Below are 13,897 nucleotides of genomic sequence, written 5' to 3' on the forward strand. Positions count from 1 at the left end.
ACCTTCCGAGGGAAGAGCTTGAGAATATTGTAAGGGACTACGATAACGAAAAGACGCTGAGCGACGTTTTGATTCACATACGGGACAGGCTAACCAAGCTCGCCGAGGAAGGAATCTGGAGGAGGAAAGAAATTTAGAACTCCTTCTCCGTCTTTTCAACCAATTTTCTGAGGCCGGAGATAAGCTCGCTCTCGCTCGATGCCCTTGAGATTACGAGGGGAACCCTCTCGCGTTCGGCCAGCTTAACCGCAAGTTCGTCAAGCCTCTTTACGCCGTGAAGAACCACAACGGCCGGTTTAAGTCCCTGAACGCGAACCGCTATCATGGGACTCCTTCCGGTCGTTACCTTGGTGAACACGAGCGCCCTCTCCGTTGTCCAGCCGTAGAGCTTGAGGAACTCCTCGCTGCTCATCTCAAGGATGGCCCTTATGCTGTCCACGACCGTGTAACCGTATATGCGCCTGTCGAGGAGGTGGGGATTCGCAACGACCTCGCCCTTTACGGCGTTGATGATGTCTTTAATCGTGACCGGCACCGCGAACTCCCTTATGTCGAGTATCGCACTCGTGGGCAGTTCTCCTTCAATAGTCTTGCTGAAAGCCCTAATCACGTTTCCGCCACGCTTTTCGTCAATCTCCAGAAGGGCCTCCACAAACTTCCTTATGGTGGACGCCCCGGGACTCTTCCTCCTTCCACCTTCATAATCGCTTATAACGGAGGAAGAAACACCGAGATACTCGGCCAGCTCGGTTTGACTTATGCCGAAAATCTCACGCCATTTTCTCATCGTCTTTCCCGGGTCGGAAGAGAGCGTTATTTCGCCCGCTATTCTCTTAGCGAGCGCTTCTTTTTCCTTCTCCAGCATGGTTGTTACTCATCGTTATTCATTATAAGTCTTTCGGCAATTGCCTAATAGGAGAGGGCTTTGAGACGAAGAATTTTGGCGCCCGGGCCGGGATTTGAACCCGGGTCACGGGAGTGACAGTCCCGTATGATGGGCCGGGCTACACCACCCGGGCGTTTGAGTGGCCGGCGGCGTTCCCGGTTTCCCGCCCCCTCCCGGAGGGCAGTACACCCGGGAACGCTGGCGGGCTTAACTTCCGGGGTCGAAACGAGACCGGGTGTAACCCCGCCGCTATGGCCGCCGTGCCGATTCATACCTGTCGTGGCGGGTTTATAAATTTTATGGTCTTAGGGAAGTTTTAATAGGTTCCGGGGGAACATTCTCAAGGTGTTGACGATGGGACTACTTGAGGACAAGGCCCTCGTCGAGGCGGCCCTCTTCGTTTCCGGACGGCCGTTGAGCGTCAAGGAGCTGTCTAGGGCGCTCGGCATAAAGTCCCTCGACTACCTTGAGAAGCTAATCGAGCTTATAGCGGCAGAATACGCTGAACGGAAAAGCGCAATAGAGGTTGTAAAGGTTCTGGGCGACAAGTACGTTATGCAGGTCAAGCAGGAGTACAGCCAGAGGGTGATACACCTCATGCCGAGACCCGACTTGAGAACCGGTGAGCTGAAGACCCTCGCCCTAATAGCCTACCTACAGCCGATAGAGCAGAGCAAAATCATAAAGCTCCGCGGAAGCCAGGCCTACGAGCACATAAAGAAGCTCATCGAGATGGGCCTAATCTACGCCGAGCCCTACGAGAGGACAAAACTCCTAGGAACAACACAGAAGTTCGCCGAGCTTTACGGCTTTCCCGAGAACGACCCGACCGTAATCAAGGAGGCCTTCAAAAAGGTTGTCCACGCCGAATACAGCGACCTTATAAAGAAACTTGAAGGGGAACCGGAGGAAAGCAGAGAAAGTAGTGGAACCCAAAAGACTTCTTGAGCTTTTAGTTATCCCATTTCTTTCAAATCAAGGAAATCTTGGCGTTTTTTGGCCAAAGGAGTTAAAAAAGAAAAGTTTAAATACCCGAAACGTGAATTACCATCAGGGTGAGTGCTATGGTAGGCCTTACAAAGGAGCAAATAATCAACCGAATCATACGGGAGAGGGGGCTCTCAAAGGGGGAGATAGAGAAAAGGATAAAGGAGATAGCCAGAAAACATGGAATTTCAGAGCATGCAGCAGCCGTAATGCTGGCCGAGGAGCTTGGCGTTGGGCTCGAAGAGGGGGAGGAGCTCCTCCACATAGCGGACCTCGTGCCGGGAATGAGCAACGTGAACATCGTCGCGAGGGTTCTCAGAAAGTTCCCGCCAAGGGAGTACACAAAAAAGGATGGCTCAAAGGGGCAGGTTGCGAACCTAATAATCTACGACTCAACCGGACAGGCTAGGCTCGTCCTCTGGGACAACTTCGTTAGCAGATACTACAACGAGCTGAACTCCGGGGACGTAATCAAGGTAATAGACCCCCTCGTCAAGGAAGGCATGAGGGGAGTGGAGCTACACGCCAACTTCAGGACGAGAATCATCAAGAACCCTGAGGACCCGAGGGTCAGCGAAATACCGCCCCTTGAAGAGGTTCAAACTTTCAACTACAGAAGGGTGAAGATTAAGGACCTCGAAGGAAATGAGCGCTTCGTCGAGCTCAGGGGAACCATAGCGAGGCTCTACCGCGTCATAACCTACGACTCCTGCCCCGAATGCAGGCGGAAGGTTGACTACGACCCGTCCACCAACACCTGGGTCTGCCCCGAACACGGGGCAGTAAAGCCCGTGAAAATGGTAGTCCTCGACTTTGGCTTGGACGACTCAACCGGCTACATCAGGGTTACCCTCTTCGGCGACGACGCGGCCGAGTTGCTCGGCGAGAGCCCGGAGGAGATAGACGAGAGACTCAAGAAGCTCATCGAAGAGGGCCTGACCCTCAGAGAAGCCGGGAGAAAGCTCGCGGAGGAGACCTACTACCCGCTCCTCGGCAGGGAGATAATCGTCAGGGGCAACGTCACCGAGGACAAGTTCCTTGGAACTCTACTCAAGGCCAGAACCTGGGAAGAGGTCGATGAAAGGCGCGAGATAGAGCTCGCGAGGAGAGAGCTGAGGGAAGTTTTGAAGACCCTCGGTGGTGAGTGAAATGGAGGAGGTTAGGTTCAGACGGAGAAAGCCCGCCGTCGAGAGGAAGATTGCCGAGATTAGAGAGGACGATACGAGGGTTTCCCTAATCGGCAAGGCCTTCAAGGTTGACAAGCTTGACTACACCTTCTGGCTCGACGACGGGACTGGAGTCATACTCGTCGAAAGCGAGGAGAACGTCCTCCCCGAGAACGGCCAGGTCGTCAGGGTCATCGGCAGGGTGATAAGGGGTGATGAGGGCGTTCACATCTTCGGCGAAGTCATACAGGACTTCAGCGACGCCGATTTGGATGCACTGGAGGAGATAAGGGAGCTTGAGAAGAAAGTACTCCCGAAGATTGAGAACGTCATCAGCTTCTTCGGAGGTGAGGAGCTATGAAGAAGCGCCTTCCGGCGAGCAGGGTCTACATCAAGGACATCCTCGACGGCTACTACGTCAGGAGCGAGGGTGATTTCGAGCCGAACTACCTCATAACGCGCGACGCCAGAAAGGTCTACCGCGTCAAGGTTGTCGCCACGGTCGTCAGGGAGCCGGTGATAAGCGACGACGAGACCTACGGCAAGTTCCAGATTGACGACGGAACCGGAACCATCTGGGTTCTCGGCTTCAGGGACGACACGCGCTTCATAAGGCTCGTGAAGAAAGGAGATTTAGTTCAGATAATCGGAAAAGTTGCAGAGTGGCGCGATGACAAGCAGATACTCGTCGAGGGAGTTGCGAAGGTTAGCCCGAACTTCTGGATACTCCACCGCTTTGAAACGCTCCGCGACAAGGTCGAGCACGCCGAGAAGGCAAAGATAGCCTTCGAAATCTACGACCGCTACGGCATAACGGCCAAGGCCAAGGTCATAGCCAAAAACCAAGGTGTTGACGAGGAGTTGCTTTTGACGATAGACGAGCTCTACACCATGATGCTCGAGCAGAGAACCCTTGAGGAGGAGCTAATAGAAGAGGAAACGAGCGAGGAGGTTGAAGAGACACCAGCCAATCCGGAGCTTGAGAAGGCGAAGGAAGCTGTCATGAACCTCCTCCGCGAGAAGGGCAAAGCCCTGTCGCACAAGTTCATAGTCAAGAAGCTCTCCAAGGAGTTCGACGAGGAAATCATCGAAGAGGCCATCAGCCAGCTCTTGGCAGAGGGAGAAATCTACGAACCGGAGATAGGCTTCTACGAGCCCCTGTGAAGGAGCTCCCTTCTCATTTCCCTTTCAAAGTGCCTGAAGTCGAGGTACTCCCTAACCGTCAGGTCGTAGAACTCAAGCCATTTCTTCTCGTCCTTGGTGAAGAGTAGCTTTCCGTGAAGAACCCGGTACCTGAAAGCCGGCGGTGCGTCGTTCAAAACCCTGACATCAACCGGGTATTTGAGAAGCAACTCAAGCTCAACCGCGAGCTTGAGCTCGTAGCTGAGAAAGTCCTTGACCTTCTCAGGGTCAACGTACACGGCAACGTCAATGTCCCGGTAGAACTCGCCCTCAAGGAAACTACCGTGAAGGTAGGCAAATATTATTTCCTCCTTCTCCATAAGGAATCCGGTGAGGGCTTTGATGACCTCATCCTTATTTAGATGTACTCGGAGAACTAAATCTGGGTCAATTCCCACAAGACCACCCAGAGAGGGATAAAGGGTCGCAAAGATAAAAACCCATCGTCAGTACTGCTCGCGCATGGTCCTTATCACCGGGTCGTGTATCAGCGTCGACGTTATGCTGTCCACCATGCGGAAGAACTCCTCCTTCCCGCGCTCGAGGTCGAGGCTCTCAACCCTAATTAGCTCGCACTCATTTCCGAGTATCCACTTGCCGAGGAGAATCTTCTCCTTTCCGTTCCTCTCAAGGTCGAGCCTTATGAGGCCGTAGGGTATATCGGCCGTCCACCAGTTGGCCTTGAAGGTTACCCTCCAGCCCGCTTCCTCAACGGCTTTGACAAGCTCCTCCATCGTAACCCTCGGACCGTGCGGGGTCTTGAAGGTGAGAACGGTCCAGAGTTCATCGCTTTCAAGCTCTCTAATTATTTTCTCCTTAAACTCCATGTTCATCACCTCACGAGCGAAGCTATCAGGAACGCCATTACGGCGAGGAATATGCTTATTTTAAGCAGTTTTTGCGAGAGATGGGCAGTTTTCCTGTCCTGCGAGCGGAGGATTAGAAATGCCGAGTAGAGGATGATTGCATCGACTGGAACCATGGCAAGGTAGCTGAGGCCCACGCCGGCCTTAATCGGCAGGAAAGACGCTATGACCGTAAGGAACGCGAACAGCGCTCCAACGTAGGCGGCTTTTTTCTTTCCTACGACGATTGGAAGGGTTTTGGCACCTTTCGTGAGGTCGCCTTCGACGTCTTCTATGTCCTTTATAACCTCCCTCGCAACGTTAACGAGAAAGGCACACAGGGCCAGATAGCCGGCGAGACCTATCTTCCCGACCGCTATCGCACCGTAGAGCGGTGTGGCACCGGTCAGACCGGCGACCGCGAGGTTTCCTATGAAGGGAAGCGGCTTGAGCTTCCATGCGTAGAGGAACATCGTGGTGTAAGCCAGAACCGCCAGCAGGAAGGCGTAGACGTTTATGAGGGATGCGAGGATTAGGCCGATTGTGAAGAGCGCCATCGCATACCAGAAGGCCGTTTTTCTGCTCATCGCACCCCTTGGCAGGGGCCTCTCAGGCCGGTTTATCCTGTCTATTTCGTAATCGAAGTAGTCGTTTATTGTGTTTCCTGCAGAGCAGCCGAGCGTGACAACTAGGAAGACGAGCAACGCCCTGCTCAACTCGGGAAAGTGACCGACCGCGACTATGGAGCCGAGAAGACCAACTACCCCGGCTAAGACGCAGTTGTGCGGCCTTGTGATTTCGATGAAAGCCCTCGCCTCCAAGCTACCACCGTCCGGCATTTGAGGTTACGCCTTAAAACCTTATGGGTTCAGATTTCGTCTCTCCTGAGGAGACCAAGCTCCTCCCCCGTCTCGAGAACCCTCATCCTGCCGAACCTGACCTCCGCAACTTCTGAGACGTCTTCGTCGGAGAGCGGCGTTAGAACCTGGAGGAGGCCCGAGCTGAAGTTGACCCACTTGAGGATTCCGAGACCGATGCAGAGGCCGTTTTTATCAATGAGGCCCACGAGAAGGTTGTTCAATTTCTCAAAGTCTACCGCATGAACCGAGCGGTAGCCCCTCGGAAAGCTATCCTCGTCGGCTTTTACCACGGTGTAGCGCCCTTCGTTTTCCCAGCCTGCCAAAAGGAGCCACCGGAAAACCCTTGAGAGCAGCGTTCTTTCCCTCTCGTCGAGGGGACGGCCGTTGAAGAGCAACGTCCCCGTGACGGCGACCTCAGCCGTATCGAACTCGACGAGGCGGGAACTGGAAAAGTATGTCCTCCACTTCTCAAAGCGTATCTCCCTCCGCTCCTCCCTGGGAACGGGTCTGGCGCTCTCACTCATACTGAGCCTGACGATTTGTGTGTAGTTGCCCAGAACCCTTGAGAGGGCCAACAGTTCGTCGTTACGCTCGAGGACAACGGTTATGTCGGGCCTCACGAGTTCCGCCTTAAGGCGCTTCATTTCAAAGCCCGGCCCAGTTACAAAGCCCGTTGTGTCTATCAGAACAACGTCGGCGTTTTTCTCGGCGATTTCAACGAGCCTTTTAACCCCGACGGCCATCTCCCCTATGAACTGGCCCGGAGAAACTGTTCCTATGAAGTAGTGGGCAGCCCCTTTAAGTTCAGAAAGGCTGGAGAAGTTCTCATCGGGGAACGCGAGGCTGACCGTTGCAGGGGGTAGCACTCCTTTCTGGCCGACGTCGGAATCCACTATGGCGACGCTCCTGCCGAGGTTCAGAAGCTCGTTCGCCAGAAAGGTCACGAGGGTGCTCTTCCCGGTGTCGAGTCCCCCAACGACCATGACCTTAACCGCATCGCGGGAGGAAAGCTCAGAAAGGAGTTCGAGCCTGTCCGGTGGAACGTCTCTCGTGTAGTTCGCCTTGTTCATGCTCTTTAGTTTCATCGGCCGGTTAAAAATTTTAACTCCCGTTCCGCTCTGGAAAAACTTATAAATAAGTTGGTGTGTTAGGGGTGATTGAAAAGATTAGGTTTGACGTTTAGCCAGTTCGAGTTTTTATTAGACAAGGAGGTGCCGGCATGAAGGACAAAACTTCGCTCACTCCCCGCCAGATTAAGCTCCTCAGAAAACTTTACGAAGACGGCAAGACGATAGAGGTTCACACCGTCGAGAAGACCCAGGACGAGCTTGCAAAGGAGCTTGGGATAACGAGGCAGGCCTTAAGCAACCACCTCAAAGTTCTCAAGGAGCTTGGTTACATAAGAACTGGGAGGGGATTCATAGACCTGACGGAGAAAGCCCTCGAACTGCTCGGTGAAAAGAAGGGCGACGTCTTCGTGTTCGTCAAAATTGAACCAACGAAGAGGAGGCACGTTTACGAGGAGATAAAGAAGCTCAAGATTAAGAGGATATACCGCGTTACAGGCGACGTTGACCTGATAATAGAAGCTGATAAGACGAAGCTCGACGAAATCCTCGAGGAGATAGCATCACTCGACGGGGTAAAAGAGACCAACACGCACCTCGTCCTAGAGATTCTGTGAGCGCATTTTCTTTTCCATGAGTTTTTTGAGAACCTCAACGTTCTCCCCAAACTTCGCCGAGACGGGGACGAACGTTTCCGGTATTTCGGAGTACGGAACCCCGAACTTCTCGGCGAGGAAGTTTATTGTCCTCTCAACGTTCTTGACCTTGTCAATCTTGTTCACGGCGACTATCGTCGGAATTCCAAGCTCCCTGAGGAAGCCATAGAACTCAACATCAATCGGAATCTCGCCCCTCTTCCCCCATCGCTCTATAATCTCGGGAGCGGCTTTCCCGTCAACGACGAGAACCGCGAGTTCTATTTCATCGGCGTTGTCCTCGATGAAGTGCACTATCTCATCCTTTATCCTTTCCTGGACGTGCTTTGGAAGCCCGCTCATGAAACCGAAGCCGGGGAGGTCCACTATCCTTTTCCCGCGCCACTCCACCTCAACAGGCTTTCTCGTCACGCCGGGCCTCTTACCTCGCTTAACCTTCTTACCGGTCAGCCTGAATATGAGCGTGCTCTTTCCGACGTTGGAGCGCCCGGCGAATATTATCATCTCTCCCCACCGGGCTGAAGTTCTTTCGGGACTTTAAAAGGTTTGGCGGAAAGGTTAAGTAGAGTGGCGAACAAGGTTATTCGGTGGTTGCTATGCCCGAAGACGCTAGGGCAAACCAGCTGGTAAACAAGTTCGTAATCTCGCTCATCGATGGGAAGATACTCGGCTACGTCACGGACATAAACGTTGAGGTTGAGGGAGACCAGTTCTACTTCATACTCAGGATGAGGGAGATTGAAAATCTCGGAAAGGGGCAGAGCATACTCACAAACGAAAAAAAGCTCAAGATTAAGCCGAACGACATAGTTAACGTTGGACCGGACGTCATAATACTCGGGGACGGAAAGGTTCCCCCGCTGAGGGAAATTGAGAGGCTCCACGATATCGCCGAGGAGTACAACAACCTCGTCCGTGAGCTTGAAGCCAAGGAGAAGCTTATAGAGCAACTCAAAGAGGAAAACTACAGGCTGACGAGACAGATTGAAGAACTACAGCACGAGCTTAGAAAGTTCCAGGTTATGAGGGAGGACTTCGAGCACCTCAAGGAACAGCTCGTGAGGCAGGAGGGTCAGCTTGAGATGGCCAGGGAGTACATAAGGCTCCTCGAGGGATTGAGGCACGACATAGACAAAATAAAGGCTGATGTTGAGACCCTCGTTCAGAAACAGCTCGAAGAAGTCGTCAGGGCGATAATAAACGAAGAACTCAACGCAAGGGGATTAAAGAAAACGAGCTTCCTTTAACCGAATATGCTCGGCCCGAAGGCGTGCAGGAGGAACTCAGCGGCAACGAGTATCAGCGTCAGCGCTATGACTCCCTTGGGGCTTATTTTCACGGCGCTCGTGTCCTCGTCGAAGAACCTCATGAGCCCCGCTCCCGTCGGCGGGAGTGTGGTCTTTTCCTTTGCCATACCATCACCTGTCCCAAACTTTTCCGAGGTTGTATTTAAACCTCACGGTAAGGTTTTTAAACGCTCCGTTCAAGAGCGCTCGGGATAGGGCTCTGCCCAATGAATCCCGCTGATGAATGGAGGTGGGAGGAATGGCCACGTTCAAGCTCGTTATATCGAACCCGAAAACCGGTATAGCAAAGCAGGTTGAGATAACCGGTGGGGAAGCCGAAAAGCTCATAGGAAAGAGAATCGGAGAGGAGATTTCAGCGAAAGAACTCGGCCTCAAGCTCAGCGAGATATTCGGGGACGAGAGCATTCCGGACGACGCGAAGCTCAGAATAACAGGGGGAACCGACAAGGACGGTTTCCCGATGAGACCCGACGTGCACGGTCCGAGGAGGGTTAAGATACTCCTCTCGAAGGGACCGGGCTTCAGGCCAAGGGAGAAGGGTGAGAGAAGGAAGAAGACCGTCCACGGCAACACCATAAGTCCGAACATCGTCCAGGTCAACCTGAAGATAATCTTCTGAAGCCCCTTTTCTTCTCCATTCCCGGGTAACCTTAATAAACGTCCCCACTTTTTAGCCTTAGGGGTGAGAGATATGGCCAAGAGGAAGTTTAAGCAGGCCGAGGTTAACATCGGTATGGTCGGTCACGTTGACCACGGAAAGACAACGCTCACCAAGGCTCTAACCGGAATATGGACTGACACGCACAGCGAGGAACTCAGGAGGGGAATCACGATAAAGATAGGCTTCGCCGATGCCGAGATAAGGAAGTGTCCGAAGTGCGGCAGATACTCGACCTCCCCGGTCTGTCCGTACTGCGGTGCAGAAACCGAGTTTGAGAGGCGCGTTTCCTTCATAGACGCTCCCGGCCACGAGGCGCTGATGACGACTATGCTGGCTGGAGCCTCACTTATGGACGGTGCGGTTCTCGTTATAGCGGCTAACGAAGGTGTCATGCCCCAGACGAGGGAGCACCTCATGGCTTTGCAGATAGTCGGCAACAGGAACATAGTCATCGCCCTCAACAAGATTGAGCTCGTCGATAGAGAAACCGTCATGAAGCGCTATCAGGAGATTAAAGACTTCATACAGGGAACAGTTGCCGAGAACGCCCCGATAATCCCGATTTCGGCACTTCACGGCGCGAACGTTGACGTTCTGCTCGCGGCAATAGAGAAGTTCATTCCAACGCCAAAGCGCGACCCGAACAAGCCGCCAAAGATGCTCGTTCTGAGGAGCTTTGACGTGAACAAGCCCGGAACGCCCCCGGAAAAGCTCATCGGCGGCGTCATCGGCGGTTCTATAGTTCAGGGAAAGCTCAAGGTTGGCGACGAGATAGAGATTCGCCCCGGCGTTCCCTACGAGGAGCACGGCAGAATCAAGTACGAGCCGATAACGACCGAGATTGTCTCGCTCCAGGCCGGAGGACACTTCGTTGATGAAGCCTATCCCGGCGGTCTCGTCGGCGTCGGAACCAAGCTCGACCCCTACCTCACCAAGGGCGACCTCATGGCCGGAAACGTCGTCGGAAAGCCCGGAAAGTTGCCCCCGGTGTGGAACGAGCTCCGCCTTGAGGTCCACCTGCTTGAGCGCGTCGTTGGAACCGAGGACGAGCTCAAGGTCGAGCCGATAAAGAGGAAGGAGGTCCTCCTCCTCAACGTTGGAACTGCAAGAACGATGGGTCTCGTCACCGGGCTCGGCAAGGACGAGGTCGAGCTCAAGCTCCAGATTCCCGTCTGCGCTGAAGTCGGAGACAGGGTCGCCATCAGCAGGCAAGTCGGCTCAAGGTGGCGCCTCATCGGCTACGGCTTCATAAAGGAGTGACCCCCTTCTCTTTTCCCTTCCGGTGGTCCCGATGGGACGCGAATGGCTAGTCCTTCCAGACACCAACTTTCTCCTCGTCCCCGGCCAGTTTGGAGTGGATATAGTTTCCGAGCTTAACAGAATCCTTGACGTGAAGTTCAAAATCGTCGTTCCAAACGTCGTTCTCGAAGAGCTTAACGTCATCGAGAAGAAAACGCGCGGGAAGGATTTGCTCGCGGTTAGAATGGCCAAGAAATTGGCTGAGCGCTTCGAGACCGTCGAAATCGGGGAGTTCGGGAAGAGACCGATAGACGACCAGATTTACGACTTCGCCGTCAAGAACGGGCGCGTTATCGTCTGCACCAACGACAAGGGTCTGAAGAAGCGCCTCCGCGAGAAAGGTATCCCAGTGGTTTACCTCCGCTCGAAGAAGATACTCGAGCTTGAGGGCATGCTTGAGTAAAGGATTGGGAGAGATACGTCAAAACCCAACAACGAACGCCCGCTTTTTTCACCGAATCCCGTTCAAAACCCTTAAATTCTGAGCGCCTTTCTTAGAGCGGTGGGAGAATGTACACCGAGGAGGAACTTCTGAAGGAGATTAGGGAACTCCTCGACGACGAGAAGCTCTTCGAGGCCTACGAGAGAACCTTCAAGGAGTACCACTACTACTTCGATACGACGAACTACATAGTGCTCAACGTCTACCAGTTCAACGACCACGGTCCGGTTCACGTCCTCCTGACGACGAGAAGGGCTTTGGAACTGCTTAGAATCCTTAAGAAGTTTGGAATCCAGACGACGGCAGAGAAGCTCGGCAAGCCCCTCTGGTGGAGCAAGTTTGTAGTTGCCTTCGGAGCGCTCTTCCACGACATAGGCAACATGATACACAGGATAAACCACTACGAGTTCAGCGTCTTTCTAGCGGAGCCGATAATAGGAAAGCTAGTTGAGGTATTTGAAAGGCGCGACCCCCTCCTCTTAAAGGCCCTGACGCTCAACGCGATATACACCCACGATGAACACGTGCCGTGCACGACGATAGAGGGCTCGCTCGTCACCATCGCTGACGGCTGCGACATGGAGGCAGGAAGGAGCAGGCTCGTCCACAAGAAGGACCGCGTTGACATACACGCGGTTTCGGCCCTGGCAATAGAGCGCGTCGAAATCAATGAAGGGGACGAGAGACAGCCGATACTAATCGAAATATGGATGAAGCACCCCGCGGGAATATTTCAGGTTGACGAGATTCTGACGAAGAAGGTCAAAAGCTCCCTGCTGGCCGGCAGGATAAGGCTCAGGATTCACACCGGCAAGGACGGCGAGACCCTCGAAAAGGTTATCTGAGGCTTTCCCCATTTTCCACCATGCTGGCCGAGGCGTACAGAGACCTGAAGTACCTCCTCAACAGGGGCTACCGGAAGAGCGTTGCCCTGAACTTCGTGGCCAATCACTACAGGCTGAGGAAGGAAGAGCGGCACCTTCTCGCGAGGTGCGTCTTTCCGGATTCTTGGATTGAGGAAGTTAAGAGGAAGCTCCTCAGACCGGAAGAGATTAGGGACAGGGTTCTCGGTGTTGACGGTTTCAACGTTCTCATAACCCTCGAATCGCTCCTCTCTGGGAAGGCCATCCTCTGCGAAGACGGCCTCATAAGGGATTTGGCCTACAGGGGAAGGTACAGGCCCCATGAAAAGACCGAAGAAAACGTGAAGCTTATTGCGTCCGCTCTGGCCCGTCTGTCGCCGAAAGAGGTCATCGTTTTCTACGGAAAGAACGCCCCGAGGAGCGGCACCGTCAGGGAGCTGACGCTGAAGGCCTTGGAGGAGCTCGGGATAAACGGAGAAGTCAGACTCGTACAGAGTCCCGACCACGAGCTTAAAGCGTTCAAAAACGTTGCCACAGCGGATGTTGGCATAATAGAACGTGTTGAAGGTGTCTTTGACCTTCCCGGCTTCATAGGCGGACTCCTCGGCCTCAGGCCGGTGCCCCTTTCCGAACTCCTGAAGGGAAAGATGAAGTTTTCTGTTTAAAAAGGTTTTAATAGGTTGAGGTCGAAATAAATAAAGATGCCCTTTGCTTTTCTGGGCCGAAATCAAAGGCCTGAGGAGAGGTTTGCATGGGGAAAGGCACGGTAGTTTTGGTGATGGCCCTGATAGGGCTGGTTATCGCCGCCGGCGGTTGCATGGGTTCGGAAAAGCCCTCCGAAACCCCCCAGGGGACGCACTCTTCCGGCCCCTCAATGACTCAAACAGCCTCAACGACCTCCACCTCTCACGCCACGGAAACGCACTCAGCAAGCTCGTCCCCAAGAAATTCGCAGACGGGCACGGGAACTGAAACGACGAGCACTGAGGCCGTTCAGAAGCTCACGTGGGCGAGTCCGTGGGAGTACTCCCCAATCAGAGTTGACGGCAGGGAGTACGTGATAACCCACTACGTCGTCCTCTATGAGGTCAGGCCCAACGAAACGAGTCCTCTATACAGGTACAGAATAGAGAAGTCGGAGGAAGTGACGAACCTCACGGTGTACGGAAGGGACTTCTACGGTTCAAAGGTGAAGGTGGGGACGTTTAAGGTCTATGAGTACAGGACGGTGATAACGCCCATAAACGCCGCCGTCATGAAGGGCGACATTACGATTAAGGTTTGGTACACCGAGAGGACGAGCGAGGCCTTCATATACCCCTGGGACATAGGCTGGGCGGCAGGTAGCGGTACGGATAACGTGGTGGGCTTTGAGGTTGACTACGGAAACGAGAGCCTCATCTACACCAACCCCCTTTCACTCGGAAAGTCCACGCTCCCCTACATAGGCGGAAACCAGAACCTCCTCGATGAGCTGAACCCCGACCTCATGAACCTCTACTACGGCTGGTTCGCCGTTCTGAACGTGGGAATCTGGGCCGAGTGGAGCAGGAGAAACCTTCTCGTTCCCCAGAGCGGCACCTGGAGGGACTACTTTGGCAACGAGTGGAGCTGGAAGACAAGACCGGCCGGCACCGTTAGGATTTCCGGCATCGAGTTCAAGACCGTTGAGGGTG

General features: G+C 53.8%; 19 protein-coding genes, 1 tRNA gene and 1 rRNA gene. 12 read left to right on the forward strand and 9 right to left on the reverse strand.

Going from position 1 to position 13,897, the window contains the following annotated elements:
• Positions 1-133 precede the first annotated feature (133 nt).
• The 3 genes from MVK46_RS02890 to rrf all read right to left on the reverse strand — a co-directional run bounded on the left by MVK46_RS02890 (position 134) and on the right by rrf (position 1,149).
• Positions 134-865 (reverse strand): helix-turn-helix domain-containing protein, encoded by a 732-nt coding sequence (locus MVK46_RS02890; protein ID WP_297535145.1) that lies wholly within the window; start codon positions 863-865, stop codon positions 134-136.
• A gap of 76 nt (positions 866-941) precedes the next feature.
• Positions 942-1,019: transfer RNA gene (locus MVK46_RS02895), tRNA-Asp, on the reverse strand.
• An 8-nt stretch (positions 1,020-1,027) separates the two neighbouring features.
• Positions 1,028-1,149, reverse strand: a 5S ribosomal RNA gene (gene rrf, locus MVK46_RS02900).
• A 91-nt stretch (positions 1,150-1,240) separates the two neighbouring features.
• Here rrf and scpB point away from each other — a divergent pair.
• The 4 genes from scpB to MVK46_RS02920 all read left to right on the forward strand — a co-directional run bounded on the left by scpB (position 1,241) and on the right by MVK46_RS02920 (position 4,203).
• Entirely contained in the window at positions 1,241-1,834 is a 594-nt protein-coding gene (gene scpB / locus MVK46_RS02905; RefSeq protein WP_297535147.1) for an SMC-Scp complex subunit ScpB, read from the forward strand.
• 116 nt (positions 1,835-1,950) lie between these two features.
• The gene (locus MVK46_RS02910) at positions 1,951-3,021 is read left to right on the forward strand and encodes an OB-fold nucleic acid binding domain-containing protein (RefSeq protein WP_297535149.1); all 1,071 of its coding nucleotides are present in this window, start codon (positions 1,951-1,953) and stop codon (positions 3,019-3,021) included.
• A gap of 1 nt (position 3,022) precedes the next feature.
• Entirely contained in the window at positions 3,023-3,400 is a 378-nt protein-coding gene (locus tag MVK46_RS02915; RefSeq protein WP_297535151.1) for a replication protein RepA, read from the forward strand.
• Positions 3,397-4,203 carry an OB-fold nucleic acid binding domain-containing protein gene (locus tag MVK46_RS02920; RefSeq protein ID WP_297535153.1) on the forward strand — a complete coding sequence of 269 codons (807 nt, stop codon included), beginning with the start codon at positions 3,397-3,399 and terminating at the stop codon, positions 4,201-4,203. The genes MVK46_RS02915 and MVK46_RS02920 overlap by 4 nt, the downstream gene beginning before the upstream one ends.
• Here the strand turns inward: MVK46_RS02920 and MVK46_RS02925 are convergent.
• The 4 genes from MVK46_RS02925 to MVK46_RS02940 are packed head-to-tail and all read right to left on the reverse strand — an operon-like array spanning position 4,188 to position 7,011.
• Positions 4,188-4,619 (reverse strand): nucleotidyltransferase domain-containing protein, encoded by a 432-nt coding sequence (locus MVK46_RS02925; protein ID WP_297535155.1) that lies wholly within the window; start codon positions 4,617-4,619, stop codon positions 4,188-4,190. The two genes, MVK46_RS02920 and MVK46_RS02925, sit on opposite strands and share 16 nt — an antisense overlap.
• 48 nt (positions 4,620-4,667) lie before the next feature.
• Entirely contained in the window at positions 4,668-5,048 is a 381-nt protein-coding gene (locus MVK46_RS02930) for a ribonucleoside-triphosphate reductase (protein ID WP_297535175.1), read from the reverse strand.
• Between the two features lie 5 nt (positions 5,049-5,053).
• A complete protein-coding gene (locus tag MVK46_RS02935; protein ID WP_297535157.1) occupies positions 5,054-5,887 on the reverse strand; it encodes a geranylgeranylglycerol-phosphate geranylgeranyltransferase in 834 nt (277 codons plus the stop codon).
• 47 nt (positions 5,888-5,934) lie between these two features.
• Entirely contained in the window at positions 5,935-7,011 is a 1,077-nt protein-coding gene (locus MVK46_RS02940) for a Clp1/GlmU family protein (protein WP_297535159.1), read from the reverse strand.
• A gap of 134 nt (positions 7,012-7,145) precedes the next feature.
• Between MVK46_RS02940 and MVK46_RS02945 the strand changes: the two genes are divergently transcribed.
• The gene (locus MVK46_RS02945; protein WP_297535161.1) at positions 7,146-7,610 is read left to right on the forward strand and encodes an Lrp/AsnC family transcriptional regulator; all 465 of its coding nucleotides are present in this window, start codon (positions 7,146-7,148) and stop codon (positions 7,608-7,610) included.
• Here MVK46_RS02945 and engB read toward each other — a convergent pair.
• Positions 7,596-8,153: a GTP-binding protein EngB gene (gene engB, locus MVK46_RS02950; protein WP_297535163.1), complete on the reverse strand. Its 558-nt coding sequence runs from the start codon at positions 8,151-8,153 to the stop codon at positions 7,596-7,598. The two genes, MVK46_RS02945 and engB, sit on opposite strands and share 15 nt — an antisense overlap.
• A gap of 92 nt (positions 8,154-8,245) precedes the next feature.
• Between engB and MVK46_RS02955 the strand changes: the two genes are divergently transcribed.
• Positions 8,246-8,896 (forward strand): hypothetical protein, encoded by a 651-nt coding sequence (locus tag MVK46_RS02955; protein ID WP_297535165.1) that lies wholly within the window; start codon positions 8,246-8,248, stop codon positions 8,894-8,896.
• Here the strand turns inward: MVK46_RS02955 and MVK46_RS02960 are convergent.
• Complete coding sequence (locus MVK46_RS02960; protein ID WP_297535167.1) at positions 8,893-9,063, reverse strand: preprotein translocase subunit Sec61beta; 171 nt, start codon at positions 9,061-9,063, stop codon at positions 8,893-8,895. The genes MVK46_RS02955 and MVK46_RS02960 overlap by 4 nt on opposite strands.
• A gap of 131 nt (positions 9,064-9,194) precedes the next feature.
• Here MVK46_RS02960 and MVK46_RS02965 point away from each other — a divergent pair, with 131 nt between their 5' ends.
• The 6 genes from MVK46_RS02965 to MVK46_RS02990 all read left to right on the forward strand — a co-directional run.
• Positions 9,195-9,575 (forward strand): 30S ribosomal protein S6e, encoded by a 381-nt coding sequence (locus MVK46_RS02965; protein WP_297535169.1) that lies wholly within the window; start codon positions 9,195-9,197, stop codon positions 9,573-9,575.
• Positions 9,576-9,647: 72 nt separating this feature from the next.
• Positions 9,648-10,877, forward strand: a complete 1,230-nt coding sequence (gene eif2g / locus MVK46_RS02970; protein ID WP_297535170.1) for a translation initiation factor IF-2 subunit gamma — start codon at positions 9,648-9,650, stop codon at positions 10,875-10,877.
• 31 nt (positions 10,878-10,908) lie between these two features.
• Entirely contained in the window at positions 10,909-11,319 is a 411-nt protein-coding gene (locus MVK46_RS02975; protein ID WP_297535171.1) for a PIN domain-containing protein, read from the forward strand.
• A 107-nt stretch (positions 11,320-11,426) separates the two neighbouring features.
• The gene (locus MVK46_RS02980; RefSeq protein WP_297535172.1) at positions 11,427-12,203 is read left to right on the forward strand and encodes an HD domain-containing protein; all 777 of its coding nucleotides are present in this window, start codon (positions 11,427-11,429) and stop codon (positions 12,201-12,203) included.
• Between the two features lie 20 nt (positions 12,204-12,223).
• Positions 12,224-12,886: a DUF434 domain-containing protein gene (locus tag MVK46_RS02985; RefSeq protein WP_297535173.1), complete on the forward strand. Its 663-nt coding sequence runs from the start codon at positions 12,224-12,226 to the stop codon at positions 12,884-12,886.
• Positions 12,887-12,972: 86 nt separating this feature from the next.
• A partial coding sequence (locus tag MVK46_RS02990; protein ID WP_297535174.1) for a hypothetical protein occupies positions 12,973-13,897 on the forward strand: 925 nt, incomplete at its 3' end.

Source organism: Thermococcus sp. (assembly GCF_027066465.1).
Classification (GTDB): domain Archaea; phylum Methanobacteriota_B; class Thermococci; order Thermococcales; family Thermococcaceae; genus Thermococcus.